Annotated in this window: 18 protein-coding genes; 11 read left to right on the top strand and 7 right to left on the bottom strand. The window is 66.5% G+C overall.

Translation table 11 applies throughout. The annotated features are described in order from the left end of the window. Positions 1–19: 19 nt before the first annotated feature. Genes ACW172_RS15130 through ACW172_RS15105 form a run of 6 tightly spaced genes read left to right on the top strand, consistent with a single transcriptional unit; the run spans position 20 to position 5,912 of the window. Positions 20–787, top strand: coding sequence for an SDR family NAD(P)-dependent oxidoreductase (locus ACW172_RS15130; RefSeq protein ID WP_492032263.1), 768 nt, complete (start codon positions 20–22; stop codon positions 785–787). Positions 788–791: 4 nt separating this feature from the next. Continuing rightward, complete coding sequence (locus ACW172_RS15125; RefSeq protein WP_492032262.1) at positions 792–1,592, top strand: SDR family NAD(P)-dependent oxidoreductase; 801 nt, start codon at positions 792–794, stop codon at positions 1,590–1,592. Beyond that, positions 1,592–2,923 carry a spinster family MFS transporter gene (locus ACW172_RS15120; protein ID WP_492032261.1) on the top strand — a complete coding sequence of 444 codons (1,332 nt, stop codon included), beginning with the start codon at positions 1,592–1,594 and terminating at the stop codon, positions 2,921–2,923. The genes ACW172_RS15125 and ACW172_RS15120 overlap by 1 nt, the downstream gene beginning before the upstream one ends. Positions 2,924–2,969: 46 nt before the next feature. Further along, complete coding sequence (locus ACW172_RS15115; RefSeq protein ID WP_492032260.1) at positions 2,970–4,004, top strand: hypothetical protein; 1,035 nt, start codon at positions 2,970–2,972, stop codon at positions 4,002–4,004. Further along, positions 4,001–4,351, top strand: coding sequence for a nuclear transport factor 2 family protein (locus ACW172_RS15110; protein ID WP_492032259.1), 351 nt, complete (start codon positions 4,001–4,003; stop codon positions 4,349–4,351). Before ACW172_RS15115 ends, ACW172_RS15110 begins: the two co-directional genes overlap by 4 nt. Position 4,352: 1 nt before the next feature. Next, complete coding sequence (locus ACW172_RS15105) at positions 4,353–5,912, top strand: phytoene desaturase family protein (protein WP_492032258.1); 1,560 nt, start codon at positions 4,353–4,355, stop codon at positions 5,910–5,912. A gap of 10 nt (positions 5,913–5,922) precedes the next feature. Here the strand turns inward: ACW172_RS15105 and ACW172_RS15100 are convergent, their stop codons facing one another. Both ACW172_RS15100 and ACW172_RS15095 read right to left on the bottom strand, forming a co-directional pair. Further along, positions 5,923–6,711, bottom strand: coding sequence for an SDR family NAD(P)-dependent oxidoreductase (locus ACW172_RS15100; RefSeq protein WP_492034990.1), 789 nt, complete (start codon positions 6,709–6,711; stop codon positions 5,923–5,925). A 5-nt stretch (positions 6,712–6,716) separates the two neighbouring features. Next, on the bottom strand, positions 6,717–7,928 hold the full coding sequence (locus ACW172_RS15095; protein WP_492032257.1) for a CynX/NimT family MFS transporter: 1,212 nt from the start codon (positions 7,926–7,928) through the stop codon (positions 6,717–6,719). A gap of 109 nt (positions 7,929–8,037) precedes the next feature. Between ACW172_RS15095 and ACW172_RS15090 the strand changes: the two genes are divergently transcribed. Then, complete coding sequence (locus tag ACW172_RS15090; protein WP_492032256.1) at positions 8,038–9,066, top strand: amidohydrolase family protein; 1,029 nt, start codon at positions 8,038–8,040, stop codon at positions 9,064–9,066. On the opposite strand, the gene ACW172_RS15085 is transcribed toward ACW172_RS15090, so the two are convergent. From ACW172_RS15085 to ACW172_RS15070, 4 genes are read right to left on the bottom strand one after another with little or no spacing between them, the layout of a single operon-like run. Continuing rightward, the gene (locus ACW172_RS15085; protein WP_492032255.1) at positions 9,067–10,011 is read right to left on the bottom strand and encodes a fumarylacetoacetate hydrolase family protein; all 945 of its coding nucleotides are present in this window, start codon (positions 10,009–10,011) and stop codon (positions 9,067–9,069) included. It abuts the gene before it with no gap. Positions 10,012–10,040: 29 nt separating this feature from the next. After that, entirely contained in the window at positions 10,041–10,787 is a 747-nt protein-coding gene (locus ACW172_RS15080; protein ID WP_492032254.1) for an SDR family oxidoreductase, read from the bottom strand. Next, a complete protein-coding gene (locus ACW172_RS15075) occupies positions 10,784–11,797 on the bottom strand; it encodes an NADPH:quinone oxidoreductase family protein (protein ID WP_492032253.1) in 1,014 nt (337 codons plus the stop codon). The genes ACW172_RS15080 and ACW172_RS15075 overlap by 4 nt, the downstream gene beginning before the upstream one ends. A 30-nt stretch (positions 11,798–11,827) precedes the next feature. After that, the gene (locus ACW172_RS15070; RefSeq protein ID WP_492032252.1) at positions 11,828–13,183 is read right to left on the bottom strand and encodes an MFS transporter; all 1,356 of its coding nucleotides are present in this window, start codon (positions 13,181–13,183) and stop codon (positions 11,828–11,830) included. 291 nt (positions 13,184–13,474) lie between these two features. Here ACW172_RS15070 and ACW172_RS15065 point away from each other — a divergent pair, with 291 nt between their 5' ends. The 3 genes from ACW172_RS15065 to ACW172_RS15055 all read left to right on the top strand — a co-directional run bounded on the left by ACW172_RS15065 (position 13,475) and on the right by ACW172_RS15055 (position 15,919). Beyond that, positions 13,475–14,551, top strand: coding sequence for an amidohydrolase family protein (locus tag ACW172_RS15065; RefSeq protein WP_492032251.1), 1,077 nt, complete (start codon positions 13,475–13,477; stop codon positions 14,549–14,551). 121 nt (positions 14,552–14,672) lie between these two features. Further along, the gene (locus ACW172_RS15060) at positions 14,673–15,077 is read left to right on the top strand and encodes a hypothetical protein (protein ID WP_492032250.1); all 405 of its coding nucleotides are present in this window, start codon (positions 14,673–14,675) and stop codon (positions 15,075–15,077) included. Continuing rightward, positions 15,074–15,919, top strand: a complete 846-nt coding sequence (locus ACW172_RS15055; RefSeq protein WP_492032249.1) for a fumarylacetoacetate hydrolase family protein — start codon at positions 15,074–15,076, stop codon at positions 15,917–15,919. The genes ACW172_RS15060 and ACW172_RS15055 overlap by 4 nt, the downstream gene beginning before the upstream one ends. A gap of 8 nt (positions 15,920–15,927) precedes the next feature. Here ACW172_RS15055 and ACW172_RS15050 read toward each other — a convergent pair whose 3' ends face one another. Then, positions 15,928–16,602, bottom strand: coding sequence for a TetR/AcrR family transcriptional regulator (locus ACW172_RS15050; protein WP_492032248.1), 675 nt, complete (start codon positions 16,600–16,602; stop codon positions 15,928–15,930). Between the two features lie 162 nt (positions 16,603–16,764). On the opposite strand from ACW172_RS15050, the gene ACW172_RS15045 reads away from it, so the two are divergent. After that, the gene (locus ACW172_RS15045) at positions 16,765–17,619 is read left to right on the top strand and encodes an SDR family oxidoreductase (protein WP_492032247.1); all 855 of its coding nucleotides are present in this window, start codon (positions 16,765–16,767) and stop codon (positions 17,617–17,619) included. The last annotated feature ends 1 nt before the right edge of the window (position 17,620 follow it).

Here is a 17,620-nt window from a genome sequence, read left to right as displayed (position 1 = left end):
ATACGGCCCCTGGGTTCTGGTGTCCGGCGCCTCGGAAGGCACGGGCGCCGAGCTTGCGATCCTGGCGGCGGCGAAAGGGTGCAACCTCATCCTTGTGGCTCGCAGGACAGAGAAGCTCGAGGTGCTGGCGACCACGTTGCAGGACACCTTCGGCGTGGAAACCCGCGTCTGCTCTCTCGACCTCACGGCGCCTGACGCGGCCGCTCGACTGCAGGCCGGCGCGCAGGGACTCGACCTCGGCCTGGTGATCTTCAACGCCGGGGGCGACAGTGTCGGCGGGCCGTTTCTGGCCAAGCCCTACGCCGAATGGCGCCAACTGCTCCAGCGCAACATCGACATGCTGACCGACGCCTGCCACCGGTTTGCGACCGCCTTCGTCGAGCGGGGACGCGGGGGGATTATCCTCATAGGCTCCGAGGCGGCCTTCCAGGGCACCGGCCGGCTGGCGCTCTATTCTGCGACCAAGGGCTATGCGCTGAATCTCGGCGAAAGTCTGTGGCGCGAACTGAAGCCGAAAGGCGTCGACGTCCTGAACGTGCTGATCGGCGCGACCGATACGCCCAAGCTGCGGACCGTCTTCGCGAAGAATAACCTGTCGCCAGACCTCGTGCCGCTGACCGCCGCGCAGGATGTCGCCGAGGCCGCGCTGGCGCATCTGGATGACGGCCCAACCATCGTTCTGTCCGCCATGGACGACGATGAAAACCCGCTGCACTCGCGTCGGCTCCGGCGTGAGCGGATCGTCTATCAGAGCGAATTCCTGAACAACTTCTACGGACCCGAGTGACGCCATGAGACGGCTGGAAGGCAAGATCGCGATCATCACGGGCGGCGCGGGCGGGATCGGCTCGGCGACGGCCCGTCGCCTGACGTCCGAGGGCGCGACCACCGTCATCGCCGACCTGGACCTCGATCGCGCCGAGGCGGTCGCGGCCGGGATCGGCCATGGCGCGATGGCCGCATTCTACGACGCCGAGCAGGCGGAGACGGTGGAAGCCCTGATCGCGACCACGGTCTCTCGGTTCGGTCGGCTCGACATCCTGCTGAACAACGCGGCCATCACGACGCCGCAAATCCAGCGCGAGGACACCACCGCGGTCGATATCAGCTTCGAGACCTGGGATCGGGTCATGGCGGTCAACCTGCGCGGCTATCTGGCGGGTTGCAAATACGCCGTCCCGGCGATGCTGGAGACAGGCGGCGGCGCGATCATCAACACGGCTTCAGGCTCGGGCCTGGTCGGTGACCTGTCGCGGATCGCCTACGGAACCTCGAAGGCCGGCGTCATCGCCCTGACGCGGTTCATCGCCACCCAATACGGTCGCCGCGGCATCCGCTGCAACGCGGTCGCCCCCGGCCTCATCCTGACCGAGGCCTCACAGGCGGGCGTGCCGGAGCTGATCGAGATGATCCAGAACCACGTCCTGACCCCCCGCCTCGGAAAGCCTGAAGACGTGGCCGCCGTCGTCGCCTTCCTGGCGTCCGAAGACGCGGGCTTCATCAATGGCGAGACCATCGTCTGCAACGGCGGCTCGCTGGCCCATCAACCTCACAGCCATGATCTGGCTCAGTATCTCGGAGGGCTCGGCTGATGTCGGAGACGTTGGCGATCGCGCCCGCGAAACCCAGGGGGAGCCACTATCGTTGGCTGGTGCTGGCCGTCTTGACGGCCGTGCACTCAACCCATCACATCGACCGCAATGTCCTGTCGGTCGTCGTCGAACCCATCCGGCAGGAGTTCGGCCTCAATGACAGCCAGATGGGAATGCTGGGAAGCCTGGGGTACGCCCTCGCCTTCGCGCTGGCCGCCATCCCGATGGGCTACCTCGTTGACCGCGTGAACCGGCGGAACATGCTGGTCGGTATTCTGGCGCTCTGGAGCCTGATGACGGCGGTCTGCGCCTCGGCCAACTCCTACCTTCATCTTCTGCTGGCCCGGATGGGCGTCGGCATCGCAGAGTCCGGCGGGGCGCCCACGGCCATGTCGATGGTCTCGGACTATTTTCCGCCCAAACAGCGCTCGACCGCCATCGGCATCTGGTATCTGAGCTCGGCGATCGGAACCGGTATCATCTTTCTGGTCGGCGGCTTCCTGGCCCAGTCCTTCGGCTGGCGGACGGTGTTCCTCGTCGCGGGCGCCCCCGGTCTGGCGATGGGCCTGATCCTGTTTCTGGTGGTTCGCGAACCCCGCCGCGGCGGATCCGAAATCGTTGCTCCGGACACGCCTGAATCCAGTCCGGTTGCCGCCGCCGAGCCGGAAGAAAAGGCCGCCAAACTTGGCGAGGCCCTCGCCTATGTGATCCACCGCCCCGCCATCCTCAGCATGATGGCCGGGATCGTGCTGGCCGCGGCGATGAGTTCAGCCTTCGCCCTGTGGTCGGTGTCGTTCCTGGTTCGGGTTCACCACATGCCGCTGGCGCTCGCAGGCGTATCGATCGCTGCGGCCTTCTCGGTGTTCGGCATCATCATTCCGTTGATCGCGGGATTGATGGGCGACCGGCTGTCCAACTCGAAACAGGGCCACCGCCCTGAGCGTCTCGCCCTGCTCAGCGCCACGACCATGACCGGCGTCGTCATCTGCGGGATCGCCGCTGCGATGTCCGGCAGTGCGGTCGTCGCGGTGGCCATGATGTGCCTGTGGTGCGGCTTCATGCTGGCCCACAACGGTCCGGCCAACGCCCTGGTGCTGAGCCTGTTACGCCCACGCATGCGAGGCGTCGTGGTGGCCACGCTGCAGACTGTCGCGACGGTCGTCGGGACGGGACTCGGTCCCTTTCTCGTGGGCGTGCTCAGCGATGTCTACGGCGGCCCGAACTCGCTGCGCTGGGCCATCATGACCGGGATGTCGCTGAACGTCGTGGCGGTGCTGTGCTTCCTCAACGCCGCCCGGACAGCGCGTCGGGATTCCCTGCTGGACGGCTGAGCGTTCTCGGGTTCTACTAAACAAAAATAGGGAAACTGTTCAGGATATGCGCACGTTCAGCCGGACGATGCCGCGAGCTGACTTCAACTATCAGGTGCTGGTCGCGCCGATGGAGGTCAGCGCCGAGGCGATGAACGACACCCGCGGCTTCTTCGGCCTGGTGATGAACAAGACCATGCCCTACGGCGTGCTACGAGACGCCGAGGGTCACCTCTACGCCCCGGTTCGCGCCCTGATGGCCCCGACCGGAACACCCAATCCGACCACCTTCTTCTATCAGTCCACGCGGCTGGGCGAAGACACCTTGGTCATGGACAAGCCGCGCATGGCGGCCCAGGCCCAGACCGCCCTGCCTGTCCAGACGCTGGAAGGCGACACGGTCGTGTGGCGCTCGCCCGACAGCGACGCGGGCAACGCCTGGCGCGTGACGGCCTCGGCCGAACGGTTCACCTGGACGGAGGACGGCCTATTCGAGATCAGCGGCAAGCTGCTGGGCGTCGGCATGCAGTGGTATCTGCCCGGCGTCGACTGGGGCACCTTCTATACCGCCCAGATCTATGAGGTGACGGGCGTCTGCGACGGTCACCAGGTCAAGGGCGTGATCTCCCTCGACCAAGCCTATCTCGCAGAGGGCGGAGCCATCCATTACAAGAAGGACCTGATCGTCAACAACGGCATGCATGTGATCTGGTGGAACTTCGCCACCGTCTATGCCGACGGAACCTTCGACGTGGGATCCTTCTGCGTCGGCCACGACATGCTCGGCTACGCCATCTTCCAGAACGAGAAGGGCGAGATCCGCACCACCACCAAGATCGAGGGCGTGTCACATCATCCCGACGGCGACTATTTTTGCGACACGGCCCGGATCGTCCTCGACGACAGCGAGGAGTGGGAGTTCCTGCCCGATCCCAAGGGGCGAATGGTCAGCTTCCTCGGCGGCTTCCCGATCACCGCGCAACAGGAGGGCCGCTGGCGCCGCGTCGGCGATACGCGCGAGCCGTCGCACTGGCTGGGCTGGGGCGAGACCGACCGCCGGAACGGAACGTCGCGCAACGTCCGGGGGTCGGACATCGCATGACCCTCGCCAGATCCGAGATCGAGCGCTTCCTGCACGGCCAGCTCGACGCATGGAACGCCCACGACCGCGAGGCCTTCTTCGCCTTCTATCGCGAGTTCGGACGCGATGGCCTGACCATCGACTATGTCGGCAAGCCCCGGCGCGACGCCTGGGCTATCCTCGAGACCATGTGGGCCGACCATAACGCCCGCATGCGGCTGGAGGCGGTCAAGGCGGTGATCAACGGTCACGAGGCCGCCTGCCATCACCGCAACCACATCGACGCGGCCGGCGTCGTGATCGAGACGATGGAGCTTTACGACTTCGGCGACGGAACCCTGTCGATCCGCTACTTCATCGACGCCTGAGATGACTGCCCCCTATGACGTCATCATCGTCGGCGGCGGCCACAATGGCCTGATCGCCGGCGCCTATCTCGGCAAGGCCGGCAAGCGGGTTCTGGTCGTCGAACAGGCCTCCATGGCCGGCGGCCTGTCGCAGTCCGATCACGTGATACCCGAAGCACCCGATCACATGATCAACACCGGTACGGCCGAGTTGATCCATATCCGCGCCTCACCGGTGATGCAGGAACTCGATCTGCGCAGCTACGGCTGGAAGACGGTCGAGACCGATCCGATGTACGCCTGGCTCAATCCCGAGGGTGGATCGATCGCCGTGTTTCGCGACCCGCGCCGAACCGCCGAAGACATCGCGCGCTATTCGAAGGCGGACGCCAAGGCCTATCTGGAATTCGTCGACCTGATCGACGGTCTGATGCAGTTCGCGAGCGCCATGGGCAAGGGCGATCCGGGCGTCCGGACGGCGGGAAATTATCTCGACCTGGCGAAAGTCGCGATCCGCAATCGGGCGCTGAAAACGAAACTGCAGCTGATCAGCACCGCTCCGGCCGACCAGTTGGCCGCCGAATGGTTCGAGCATCCTGCGACACAGGCCCTGTTGCTGGGCATCGTCGCCGGAGCCGGTCCCTTCGACACTGACGGCAACGGCATCGCCTACGCGCTTTTCGGCCTGCTGCACCGGGTCGGAGTCTCCAAGGCGGTCGGCGGCATGCGCATGTTCGCCGACGCATTGCTGGGGGCCTACGCCGCCTCGGGCGGCGATCTGATGCTGAACGCCGAGGTCGCGGAGATCGTCATTCGGGACGGCGCCGCACGGGGCGTGCGCCTGACCGACGGCCGTACCCTCGAGGCCGGGATCGTGATCGCAACCTGTGATCCGGTCACAGCCGCACGGCTGGCCACGCCGGATGGGCTGGACCGGGTCACCCGCACCCGGCTGGAGTATGCGCCGGCGCACCGGGCCAACGTCGGGCCGTCGCTGATCAACGTCGCCTCGTCGAAGCCCTTCCGTCTGAAGCGTCACGAGCGCACAGACGGCGTCGATCTGAACCAGGCGGTCGGGCTGATCGGAACGGCGGATGAACTGAGGGCGGCGCTGGTTCAGGCCCGGCGCGGTCAGGTTCCGGCCCGGCCGGTCTTCTCCCTCTCGCCGATGACCAACTGGGACCCGTCGATGGCTCCCGACGGCCAGGGCGTCGCCTATATCTATCTGCCGGTTTTCCCGGTCGATGTGAACGAGGGCTGGGATGCCGCAAGGAACCCGACGGCCCAGGCCATCATCGCACGGGCGGACGAATACTACGAAGGCTTCGACGGCGAACTGGGCCGCTGGTTCGAGACCTGCCCGGACCGCGAGGCGCGCACCGGACTGACGAAGGGCTGCGTCACCCATGTCGATTTCGGTGCCCAGCGCACCGGCGCAAAGCGACCCGCCTTCGGCCTCGGAGGGCCAGCGCCCCTGGCGCCCGGCTTCTTCCTAGGCGGCGCGGGAATTCATCCCGGCGGCGGCGTGTCGGGCGGTCCCGGTCGTCTGGTCGCGAAACGTGTGCTCGACTACCTGGCCTGATCACCACCGGTCACATCATGACGCCGGAATGCAGCGCCAGCTGGCCCCCGTCATTGTTCAGGATCACCCCGCTCAGATAGGACGCTTCGTCCGATGCGAGGAAGGCGATGCTCTCCGCCTGTTCGCCCGCCGTTCCCATTCGCCCCAGTGGGACCCGACCGACCCGCGCCTTGAGCCGTTCCGGATCCATGCCGCCGGAACCGGTCGTCAGATCGGTCGCGGTGATGCCCGGGCAGACGCAGTTGACCCGGATTCCGTACCGCCCCCACTCGACCGCCAGCGAGCGGGTCAGACCCACGACCCCGTGCTTTGAGACGACATAGCCGATCTGGTTGGGCACGGCGGCCAGCCCCGCGATCGACGCGACATTGACGATCGCGCCTCGTTGCGAAGGGATCATCGCCGTCCTGGCCACGGCCCTGGACCAGAAGAATTGCGAATACAGATTGGTGCGGATCACCCGGTCCCAGGCGATGAAGTCCTCGGCCGGCGCGACCACCGAAATCCCGGCGTTGTTGACCAGAATGTCGATGTGGCCAAAAACGCCCAGAACCTGTTCAGCCGCGTTGTTCGCGACGCTCTCGTCAGCGGCGTCGCCCGCAATGGCGAGGGCCGCGCCGCCCAAGGTCTCGATCTCGGCGACCACAGCGTCGGCGGCGGCCTTGTCCAGATCGTTGACGGCGACGACCGCGCCCTCACGAGCCAGCAAAAGCGCCGTCATCCGGCCAATCCCCCCGCCCCCGCCCGTGACGACGGCGACCCTGTCCTTGAACCGCATCGAGACCTCTTCGAATTCCATCGCAGTCACGCCGCCTTCAGCGCGGAAAGGCTGGCCGCCCTCGCCGTGACCACCGTCGCCCTGCCCGCCGACAGGCCGGTGACGACCAGCCCGAGGCCGATCACAGCCACCAGACCGCCCACGGCGCCGAAGCCGCCGGTCCATTGGTGCAGCACGCCGACACCCAGCGGCGCCATGGCTGCGGGGATATAGCCGACACTCTGGGCCATGCTCGACATGTGCGACGCGACGTGACTGTCCGGCGAACGCAGCAAGACCATGGTCAGCGCCAGCGAGAACAGACCGCCCTGCGCCAGCCCCTGGATCACGGCCCAGAGCCAGACGCCCGACAGGGGCGCCAGCAACAGCCCGAGCAATCCCACTGTCGCCGCGATCGAGAGCCCGACCGCGATCAGCCGCTGGCCCGGTCGCCGCGTGGCGATCGACGGGACCGTAAGGGAGGTCGCCAACTGGACAACGATGAGAACGGACAGCACCAGCCCGGCGGTCGCCGCGTCCAGTCCCCGCTCCCTCAGGATCGGAGCCAGCCAGCCCAGCACGCTGAACGCAAGAGCGGACTGCAACCCCATGAACAGGGCGACGCTCCACGCCAGAGGGTCGCGCCACAGGCCGACAACCGGCAGGACGACCCCGCCAGACCGAGTGGCCTTGCGGATTTGCGGCGACCACAGGATCAGCGCCGCCAGAACCGGGATCGCCCACATCGACAGGCCAATGCGCCAGCCGCCCCCCAGCAGACCTTCCAATGGCACGGTGACGGCGGCCGCCAGCGCTGCGCCTCCCGAGATCGCGGTGACATAGGCGCCGGTCAACAACGCCGTCCGATCCTCGAAATCGCGCTTCACAAGGGTTGGTAGCAGAACATTGGCCGTGGCGATGGCCGCGCCGGTCAGGATCGAGAACCCGAACAGCGCCCAAACCGGTCCGAGCGCGCGAAGGCCGGTTCCCAGCGCGATCAGCGCCAGCGCGCCAAACAGACTGGGTTCGGCTCCCCACCGCCTCGCCACTCCCGGCGCCAGGGGCGCACACAGTCCGAGGCAGAGCACGGGCAGGGTCGTCAGAAGCCCGACCTGCCAGGGCTCAAGCCCCGTCGCGCGCACGACCTCCGGCAACCGGACCGACAGGCTGGCGAACACCAGACGCAGGCAGAAGGCCGACCCGACGATTCCCGCTCCCAACAGCAGGCGACCGCCGTGCTCAACCTGGTTCTGCGACATCGCAGGCTTCCCCTCGTCCTGGATCACGCCTCTCATCGCGCGATCGAGACTTGCCACAGATCATTCGAAGATGAGAATATCAATCTAATAACAGACAACGAGGAAACCGATGCTGATCGACGTCCACGCACACCTCTTCACGCCCGGCATGCTGAACCGGCACCCGTTCTGGGGACCGTTCATGAAGCCCCAGGGCCTGACCGTCGGGCATTTCTCGCTGGGCACCAGACAGCCGGCCAAGGCCGCCAACGACGCCGAGGCGGAGGCCAATCTGCTGGCGCGGATGACCCATGCGGCGCGGCTGGAGGTCATGGCCCAGCGCGGGGTCGACAAGCTGGTGCTGTCCACACCGTCCCACGCCTTCATGTACTGGGCCGGCGAGTTCGGGACCGAGTACGCGAGGATCTGCAACGACGAGCTGTCGGCCTTCTGCCGTGTCATGCCCGACAAGTTCGACTTCTGGGCCCACGCCAACCTCGCCGACCCCGAAGCGGCGGTCGAGGAGATCGACCGGGCCGTCCGCGTCCTCGGCGCGAAGGGGCTGTGCGTCGGCGGCACCAATTTCGACGGCATCCAGACCTATGACGAACGTCTCTTTCCGGTCTGGGCCAAGCTGGCCGAACTCGACGTGCCGATCATGGTCCACGGCTTTAACCAGTCGATCTATCTGGGCGAGCGGCACCACGAGGACCGGTTCGAGACCACCTCGATCGTCGGCGACTGCGTCGATGAGACCCTGTTCTTCTGGTACCTGATCTGCGGCGGCGCCCTTGACGCCTTCCCGACCCTGAAGACCTACATCACCCACGCGGGCGGCATGGCCGTGTTCCAGCTGGGGCGACTCTCGGAGCTCAACGGCGTCATGGCGCCCGACGCGAAGAATCAGCGCCCGGTCATGGATTACATGAAGAATTTCTACTTCGACCTGGACGTCCACCACCCTGCCCTGCGCCGCGCGGTCGCCGAGGTCGTGGGCGCCGATCAGCTGCTCTACGGCACCAACTTCGGCGGGGCCTATGACTATGGCGACCTCACCGACGGCATCGATCTGTCGGACGCCGACCGTGAGAAGATCCGCAGCGGAAACGCCATCGCCCTGCTCAAACTCGACATGGGCAAGGCCGCAGCGGCTGCATAGTCAGCCGGCGACGACGGGGTTGATCAGGGAGCCGATCTGTTCGTTGCGGATCTCGATCACCCCGCCGTCGCGCAGCAGGACCGGCGGTTTGCGCGCCAGCCCCACGCCCGGGGGCGAACCCGTCGTCACGACGTCGCCGGGCCGGAACTGGAAATGTTTCGAATATTCGGCGATCAGCCACGGGATCGGGAAGATGAAGTCGGCCGTATCCCCGTTCTGCATCACCTCGCCGTTCAGCACGCTCTGGAACTTCACCGCGTGCGGGTCCGGCATCTCATCCTTCGTGACGATGGTTGGACCCAGCGGCGCGAAGGTCGGAAACGACTTGCCGAGCGTGTTCGACATCACCGCCTGGTTGGCCTCGGTCGCGTTCTCCGCCTTGCGGACATCCATCGCCCAGTCTCGTGCGGAGACGTCGTTGGTCAGGGTGTAGCCGAGCACATGGTCCATCGCCTCGGCCTCGCTGACCTGATGGCAGGCCTTGCCGAAGACGAAACAGAACTCCGCCTCGTAGTCCACCAGATCCGGATAGGCGCGCGGCAGGACGATCGCCTCGCCCGTCCCGATCACCGACCCGCTGTATTTGATGAAGACGCCCGGCCGTTTCGGCATGGGAGACCCGAACTCCGCCAGATGGGCGCGGTAGTTGGTGCCGCAGGACAGCATCAGGCCGGGACGCGGGATGGGCGCCATCAGCTTCGCGCCGGTCGCAGGCGCGAGGGCGCCGCTGTCGACAAGTTGAGCCGAGACGGCGGAGGCCCGATCGATGATCCGGCGCACCAGATCCGTTCCCTCATCCTCCGCCGCCAGAATCCCGAGCCAGGTCGATGGCAGCAGTCTTGCCGCGGGTATGGCCTCGGCGGCCAGGACGAGATCGAGGATCTGGTCGCCGACGAACACGCCGGGATGCCCGCCTGTGGGCGTGCGGAGGGTCACCAGCTTCATCACATTCCTCCAGAACTTTCATGCCAGGCTCAGCGGCCGCGCAGAACGACAAGATCGACACGGCTGTCTTCGGGCAGGCACAGAAGGTCGATCAGCGCCCGCGCCGCCGTTTCGGGCGCCATGGCCTGACCATTGTCCTCGCCGATGCCGCTGGCCCGAACGGACTCTAGAAACCGCTCACGCACCTCGGGGTCCCAGGCCTGCTGCAACGAACTTTCGGTCATACGACCGACGCGCAGGATGCTGACGCGGATCCCGTCGCCGCGAACCTCGCGCCTCACGCTTCCCGACAGCGCTTCAACGGCGGCCTTGGTCGCGCTGTAGACGCCGAGGAAGGCCGGCGACTGATTGACCGCCTCCGACGTCACGCTGACGATGTGACCCCGTCCCGATGCGCGCAGATGGGGGATCGCCTCGCGCGCACACCAGATGACGCCCAGCAGATTGGTCTCGACCTCGGCGACCACGAGATGGTCCACGGCTTCCTCGATACGGCCGAGGCCGCACATGGCGGCGTTGTTGATGAGGATGTCGATCCCGCCGAGACGTTTCGCGGCCGCCGCCACGGCCGTCGCGACCGAGGGCGCCGAGCGGATGTCGCAGGCGATGACGCCGCCCCGGTCTCCGATCACGCCCGCGAGGCTCTCCAGCTCGGCGCCGGGGCGGGCCAGAGCCGCAACACTGGCGCCTTCTGCCAGCAAGGCCTCCACGACCCGGCGCCCCAGTCCCTTCGAGGCGCCGGTCACGATGGCGCGGCGGCCCGCGAGCCTGGTCATCCGGCGGCCTTGGGAACCACTTCGACGACGATCTTGCCCCAGGCGCCGCGCGAGGACAGCTGCCGGATCGCCTCACCGCCTTCGGCCAGTGGGTAGCGGGCCGAAACCCGCGGCCGGATCTTGCCCTGTGAATACAGCGCCAGCAGCGCGCGCATGTCCTCGGAGCCCTTGTCCGGGTCGCGAGCCATGTGCGCGCCCCAGAAGACGCCGATGATCGAACAGCCCTTCAGCAGCGTCAGGTTCAGCGGGATCGAGGGAATGCCCGCCGCGAACCCGATGACGAGATGTCGACCCTCCCAGGCCAGCGATCTGAGCGCCGGTTGCGCATAGGCCCCGCCGACCGGGTCAACGACCACATCCACCCCGCCCTGGCCGCAGGCGGACCGGATCTGTTCGGTGAACGCCCTGCCCTGATCCGCGCCCCCGGCGTCCTGCGGATACTGGATGAGGGCGTCAGCCCCCAGCTCACGGGCCATCTCGAGCTTTTCGGGCGAGGAGGCGCAGGCGATGACCCGCGCGCCCAGCGCCTTGCCCAGTTCGACGGACGCCAGTCCGATGCCGCCGCCCGCGCCGAGCACGAGCAGCGTCTCCCCCGCCCTGATCCCGGCCCGGCCGCACAGGGCGTAGTAGACCGTGCCGTAGGTGACCTGAAACGCCGCCGCCTCGTCGAACGGCATGGCGTCGGGGATGACCGCGCACCGGTTGGCCGGGACAAGAACGACCTCAGCCATCGCCCCGAACGGAAGCGACGCCGAGACGCGATCACCGACCTTCGGAAAGTCCACGCCGTCACCGACGGACTTGACCACGCCCGAGAGCTCGCTCCCGGGCGAGAAGGGACGTTGCGGCTTCAGTTGATACTTGTCCTCGATGACGAGCGTGTCCGGGAAGTTCACGCCGCAGGCATGGACGGCAATCGCGACCTGCCCCGGCCCCGGTGCCGGTTCGGGCGCGTCCAGCAACTCCAGGGCGTCCGGGCCGCCGACACGCGTACTCAACAAGGCCTGCATGCTATCGCATCCCGCCGGAATGCACCGACCTCATGGTTGCCCCGCTTCGCGTCTCAGGGCCTCGACCGTACGCTGATACGGCTTGAGCCCGGACCAGGTCAGCCACAGCCCCAGCAGGGCCGTCGGGCCTCCTACAAGCGCCAGGGCGTACGGAAGACCGTCGTCGCTCTTGAACACATGGTCGGTGACCAGGGCGATCGACATGGGCCCGAAGCCTATACCCAGCAGCCCGCCGATCAGCAGATAGACCGCGACCGCCTTGCCGCGCATCCGGTTGGGCGTGATCTCCTGAACGGCGGTGGGCGCCGCCGCCTGGGCCATGCCAAACCCGGTCACGACGATGGTCAGCAGGGCGAAGCTCATCCACGGCGCGGGGGCCAGCGACCACAGGCAAACGGTCGGCAGGACCAGCACCCAGGCCATGGCCGCCATCCGCAAGCGCGCGGCCGGCACGCCCTTCGCCGCCCACCGGTCGCTGATCCAGCCGCTCAACAGCGTGCCGACCAACCCGCCCCCGGCGACCAGGCCGCCGATGATCAGACCCGAGGTCTTGGTCGGGATATCGAAGCGCCGGTCAAAGAAGGCGGGCGCCCAGGCCAGGTTGCCGTAGCCGATGACCGCGATGACGCCGGGATAGAGCAGCACGCGCGAGAAGGTCGCGAAATGCCGTTTGAGATGGGAGAAGAAATCGGCCCAGCCGGCGCCCGCCCTCGACAGCAGGGCCGCGGCTGTATCGCGCCGGACAGGCTCGCGGATGGTCAGCAGCAGCAGGGCCAGCAACAGACCCGGCGCTCCCGCGACCAGGAAGGTCAGCCGCCATTGCGCCATGGCTCCGACCCAGGGCAGTGTCAGTCCGGCGTCGGGAACGATGTGGGCGATCAAGGCGCCGAGGACGAGCGACGCGCCCGAGCCGATGGCCAGGGCCAGATAGTAGACGCTGAACGCCCGGCCGCGCCTGTCCGGCGCGACATAGTCGGCGATCATGGAATAGGCGGCGGGCGCGAGCACGGCCTCGCCGATGCCGACGCCCATCCGCGTCATCACCAGATGCTCATAGGTCTGGGCGAAGCCGGAGAGCACCGTCATGACGCTCCACACCACCATGCCGATGATGATCAGGTTGCGCCTGATCGTGCGGTCGATCAGCCAGCCGAAGGGCAGACCCGCGAAGGTGTAGAACAGGGCGAAGGCATAGCCCTGCAGGAAGCTGAAGGCCGTGTCCGAGATGCCGAACTCGGCGCGGATGGGGCGAACCAGCAGCGCTGGCAACTGCCGGTCCAGCTGCGACAGCAGGGTCGCGACGAACAGGACGCCGATGACGTACCAGGCGTAGCGAAGGGGCGGATACGGCGCCTCGACCGGTGTCGCCTGAGCCTTGCCGTCCATCGTTTCCATCCTCCGCTGATGGCCGCCCCGTAAGGGGCGTCGGACGTTCGCCGGAGCCTCAGCGTCGCCTCTGTTTTTTGCGTGGGTGGAAGTCCCTGGCGCGTCCGGACGATACCCGATCCGGCCTCCGATCTGTCAAGGATTGTTTTGACATCCGAATGCTATTCGCGCTACAGAATGTACTGAACACTATCGACCAAATCGTTCAAAATATGCCAGACTTGGTCGTTCAGGGAACGCTTATTGGTTCGAAGAGTCCCGCCAAGGGGCCTCGACGCAGGAGGAAATCAGATGCTGATCGATCTTCACGCTCACGCCCCGCTGCCCGGCTACTACAACCAGGATCCGCACTGGGGCCCCTTCTTCGAGAAGCATGACGACGGACATATCCGCCTGCGCGTCGGCGAGTGGATTCTGACGCTCGGCTCCCCGGAACGCCGCGCCGCGGTTAACCGTGGCGAGACGATGGAAGTCTCCGAGTTCATGTCCAAATGGAACGATCCCAAGCACCGTCTCGCGGGCATGGACGCCCTCGGTCAGGACGCGCAGGTGCTGTCGGTGCCGTCGCATTGCTACATGTATTGGGCCGACCCGGCGTTTGCGAACAAGTTCTCGACCACGGTCAACGACACCCTGGCTGACTACTGTGATCGGTCGGACGGGCGGCTGATGATGTGGGCGACGGCCGCGCTGCAGGATCCGGAGAACGCGGCGAAGGAAATCCGCCGCGCTGTGACCCAGCTGGGCGCCAAGGGGCTCAGCGCCGGCGGCTCCAACTTTGGCGGCATGGAGTTCGACGATCCGCGCATGGATCCGATCTGGCAGACCCTGTGCGACCTGGACCTGCCGATGTTCGTCCACGGCTATAACCAGTCCGTCACCTGGGGCTCGAAGGCCAACACCGACAAATACGAGACCACGGCCATCGTCGGCATGAACTACGACGAGACCAAATGCTTCTGGTACCTGATCTGCGGCGGCGTTCTGGACCGGTTCCCGAACCTGAAGGTCTACATCACCCACGCGGGCGGGTTCGTGCCCTACCAGCTGGGCCGACTGGCCCAGACGATCAAGAACCTCGACGTCGTCCACAACAAGAAGGACCTCGAGGAGTATCTGCCGAACTTCTGGTTCGACCCGGAACTGCACGAACTGCCGATGCGCCAGGCTCTGGTCGAGGTCATCGGCGCGGACCGCCTGGTCTACGGCACGAATTTCGGCGGCTCCGACGCCATCCGCGGCGATCTGACCACGGGCCTGAGAATGTCGGCGGAAGACCTTGAAAAGGTGCGCTGGAAGAACGCGGTCGATCTGCTGCACATCGACCTGAACAAGATGGGCCGCGCCAAAAAGCCCATCGCCGCCTGACCCTGCCCTGATCAACGACGGCGGCTCCATGAGGGCCGCCGTTTTCTTTTGCCGGCCCCGCTCCGGCGACGCATAGCCAGGACCGTTCATGGCCCGTCACCCCGACTGCAAGATCTGCGGAATGCTGGCCGCCGCTGCGCCTGAAGACATCGTGCTCGCGGGCGAGCACTGGGGCGTCATCTCCATGCAGGACGTGCCCGGAATGCTGATGGCCTTCACCCGCGATCACGACAATGGCGTGGGTTCCATGTCCGACGCAGCAGCCGCCGAATGGGGGCCGACCGTCAAGGCGCTTTCCGCGGGACTGGTCGCGACGGGCGCTTTCGAAAAGACGTCCGTGATCTATTTCGGCGACAATGCGATCCACACCCATTTCATGCTGCTCGGCCGCACGCCCGGCGAGGCGCCGGTTTTCGACAATGCCCCCCTGTTGTCGCGGTTCGCGGGCAAGGACCGGGAGCGGTCGCGCGCGATCGTGAGAGACCTGCGCCCCCTTGTCGGCGAGACTACGGAAACATCCTCATGAAACTCGCCCGATGCACTGATGGCGGCCCGTCCTTCTGGGCTGTGGTCGACCCTGACGCCGATACGGCGCGCCCGATCTCCGGAGGCGTCGCGGACTGGGGCCCGGCCGTGACCCGCGGCGGAGGCGAGGCCGCGCTGGCGTTCGAGGGCCCTGTCCGCGCCCTGTCGTCCCTGCGCCTGCTCGCGCCCTGCGACAACACCTCGAAGGTTGTCATCGCCGGAGCCAACTACAGCAAACATCTGGTCGAATTCGGCGTCGCCGCCCCGACCCAGCCGATCGCCTTTCTGAAGGCCTACGGCGCCCTGATCGGAGCCGCCGACCCGATCCGTTTTCCTCCGCTCACCGAACAGCTCGACTACGAATGCGAACTGGTCGTGGTGATCGGCGACGAAGCGATCGACCTCGACGATCCCCTCGCCTCGGTGCTGGGTTATACCGCAGGCAACGACGTCAGCGCCCGCGACCTGCAGCGCAGCGGCCCGCCAGGGATCGGCATGGATCTCTACGCCGCCAAGAGCCAGGACAGGGCCACGCCCGTCGGGCCATGGATCGTCACCCGCGACGAATTCCCGGCGGGCAGCCCCGCCTTGCGGCTGTCGACCACGATCAACGGCGAGGTCCGCCAGGACGGAACCACCGCCGACATGACCTGGGACGTTCCGGAGCTGATCCGGTTCGTGCAGCCCCGGGTCAGTTTCGGCGTCGGCGACCTGTTGTTCACCGGCACCCCCGAGGGCGTCGGTCAGGGCTCGGGACGCTATCTGAATCCCGGCGATGTGGTCGAGGTCGCGCTGGAAGGCGTCGGCGTCCTGCGCAACGTCGTTGGACCGAAGTCCGCCTGAACCATCGCCTAGCCGGGCATCAGCTTGCGAAGCACCCCGTCGATGGTGCTCTGCAGGCGCAACGCCAGAGGCGTGCCCTCGCGCGGCGGCACGACCGTCTCACTGAGCGCCAGCCGCACCATCATCTCGGCGATGGCCGCCCGATCGACGGATGTGCCGATGTCCTTCTCCCAGGCGTCGAACACGGACTCCAGCGCCGTCAGGACCCGGGTGATGAAGTGGTCGAAGTTCGATTCAAAATACTGAAGCACGAAGGCCGGCTCGACGTGAAGGAACTGCGATCCGCGCCGGGTCTCGTTGTTCGACACACTGTACCTTATGAAGGCGGCGAAGCGCTCGGTCGGGGTTTCACACCCTTCCATCGCATGGTTCAGTTCGTCGTCGGTCTCGGTTCGCAGACGCAGAACGACCGCCTCAAGCACCGCCTCCATCGACGGGAAATAGCGGTACAGGGTCCCGCGCGAAACGCCGGCCGCGTCACACACTTCCTGGGCGGTGATGCGTGGCGTGCCGTGATTGAGCATCACGTTCTGGGCGGCATTGACGATGTTCTCGATCGTCTTGGCGGCGCGCGGGTCCGGACGACGCGTCCGCACGGCGGCGGAAGACGCCGCGACGCCTTGCGCGATGGCCGAACGCGCGACCGGGGTGTCCGGACGTGCCTTTCGGGCGCTGACGGTCATGGGCGGGAATCTCCGGAAAAGCAGCGCAGAGCCTACCCGGCCAGGGCCCGACAGGCAAACGACCACGCTCGCGCCACGAGATAATCCGAGACACAAACGCTAATTCTGACTAGAAAATATTCATCAGTCGGCTCGTCAGAAGCCTCCCGGGGAAACAGCGACATGCATATCGATCTCAGCGCCAAACGCGTCATCGTCACCGGCGCCAGCCGGGGCATCGGCCATGCGACGGCGGCGGCGTTCGCCCGCGAAGGCGTCCGTCTGGCGATATGCTCGCGCAGCGCGGAAACACTGGCGGTCGTGGCCGACGAGATGCGGGCCCTGGGCGCGGCCGAGGTCATCGCGGTCGCGCTGGATGTGCGGGACACGGAGGCGGTTCGCGCCTTCGTCGCCAGGGTGGCGGAGGCCTGGGACGGGGTCGATGTGCTCGTCAACAACGCCGGCCAGGGCAAGGGCGGCACTCTGGAAGGCCTGCAGCCCGAGGACATCCTCGACCACGCCAACAACATTCAGGTCGCCCACTTCCGGTTCGTGCAGGCCGTCGTACCGCACATGCGCAAGCAGCAATGGGGCCGGATCATCAATATCAACGCCCTGGCCGGCGCCCTGCCGACGCCGGACGGGATCCCGTCGGTGACCAATCGCGCGGCCGGGATCGCCCTGTCGAAACTGCTGGGTCAGCAGCTGGCCAAAGACAATATTCTGGTCAACAGCCTGAACATGGGCTGGATCGACACCGGCCAGTGGGATCGCCATTACAAGGAAATGCCCTCGACGATCACGCGCGAGGAGTTTCTGGAGATGGTGGTCAAGGTCGTGCCGCTGGGCCGTTTCGGACGCCCGGAAGAGGTCGCCAACGTCTGTGTCTTCCTGGCCAGCGATCTGGCGAGCTTCCTGAGCGCCGCCTCGATCGATGTCTCCGGCGGCCTGCAGGGCGCCATCGCCTACTATCCGACGCTGAAGCGCGAGATGCAGGAGATGGGTCTGGAACGTCAGGCCGCCCTGGCCGCCGAATGAC

The organism is Brevundimonas sp. ALps5 (genome assembly GCF_058681645.1).
Note: the sequence above shows the minus strand (reverse complement) of the source record. Positions and strands in the feature narration are given on the sequence as shown.

Bases quoted from the DNA above. Each gene is read 5' to 3' on its own strand.
- ACW172_RS15100 (WP_492034990.1), bottom strand. From the start codon at position 6,711: ATGGAATTCGAAGAGGTCTCGATGCGGTTCAAGGACAGGGTCGCCGTC.
- ACW172_RS15085 (WP_492032255.1), bottom strand. From the start codon at position 10,011: ATGAAGCTGGTGACCCTCCGCACGCCCACAGGCGGGCATCCCGGCGTG.
- ACW172_RS15055 (WP_492032249.1), top strand. From the start codon at position 15,074: ATGAAACTCGCCCGATGCACTGATGGCGGCCCGTCCTTCTGGGCTGTG.
- ACW172_RS15070 (WP_492032252.1), bottom strand. From the start codon at position 13,183: ATGGACGGCAAGGCTCAGGCGACACCGGTCGAGGCGCCGTATCCGCCC.
- ACW172_RS15065 (WP_492032251.1), top strand. From the start codon at position 13,475: ATGCTGATCGATCTTCACGCTCACGCCCCGCTGCCCGGCTACTACAAC.
- ACW172_RS15125 (WP_492032262.1), top strand. From the start codon at position 792: ATGAGACGGCTGGAAGGCAAGATCGCGATCATCACGGGCGGCGCGGGC.
- ACW172_RS15050 (WP_492032248.1), bottom strand. From the start codon at position 16,602: ATGACCGTCAGCGCCCGAAAGGCACGTCCGGACACCCCGGTCGCGCGT.
- ACW172_RS15095 (WP_492032257.1), bottom strand. From the start codon at position 7,928: ATGTCGCAGAACCAGGTTGAGCACGGCGGTCGCCTGCTGTTGGGAGCG.
- ACW172_RS15115 (WP_492032260.1), top strand. From the start codon at position 2,970: ATGCGCACGTTCAGCCGGACGATGCCGCGAGCTGACTTCAACTATCAG.
- ACW172_RS15120 (WP_492032261.1), top strand. From the start codon at position 1,592: ATGTCGGAGACGTTGGCGATCGCGCCCGCGAAACCCAGGGGGAGCCAC.
- ACW172_RS15105 (WP_492032258.1), top strand. From the start codon at position 4,353: ATGACTGCCCCCTATGACGTCATCATCGTCGGCGGCGGCCACAATGGC.
- ACW172_RS15060 (WP_492032250.1), top strand. From the start codon at position 14,673: ATGCTGGCCGCCGCTGCGCCTGAAGACATCGTGCTCGCGGGCGAGCAC.
- ACW172_RS15045 (WP_492032247.1), top strand. From the start codon at position 16,765: ATGCATATCGATCTCAGCGCCAAACGCGTCATCGTCACCGGCGCCAGC.
- ACW172_RS15075 (WP_492032253.1), bottom strand. From the start codon at position 11,797: ATGCAGGCCTTGTTGAGTACGCGTGTCGGCGGCCCGGACGCCCTGGAG.
- ACW172_RS15080 (WP_492032254.1), bottom strand. From the start codon at position 10,787: ATGACCAGGCTCGCGGGCCGCCGCGCCATCGTGACCGGCGCCTCGAAG.
- ACW172_RS15090 (WP_492032256.1), top strand. From the start codon at position 8,038: ATGCTGATCGACGTCCACGCACACCTCTTCACGCCCGGCATGCTGAAC.
- ACW172_RS15110 (WP_492032259.1), top strand. From the start codon at position 4,001: ATGACCCTCGCCAGATCCGAGATCGAGCGCTTCCTGCACGGCCAGCTC.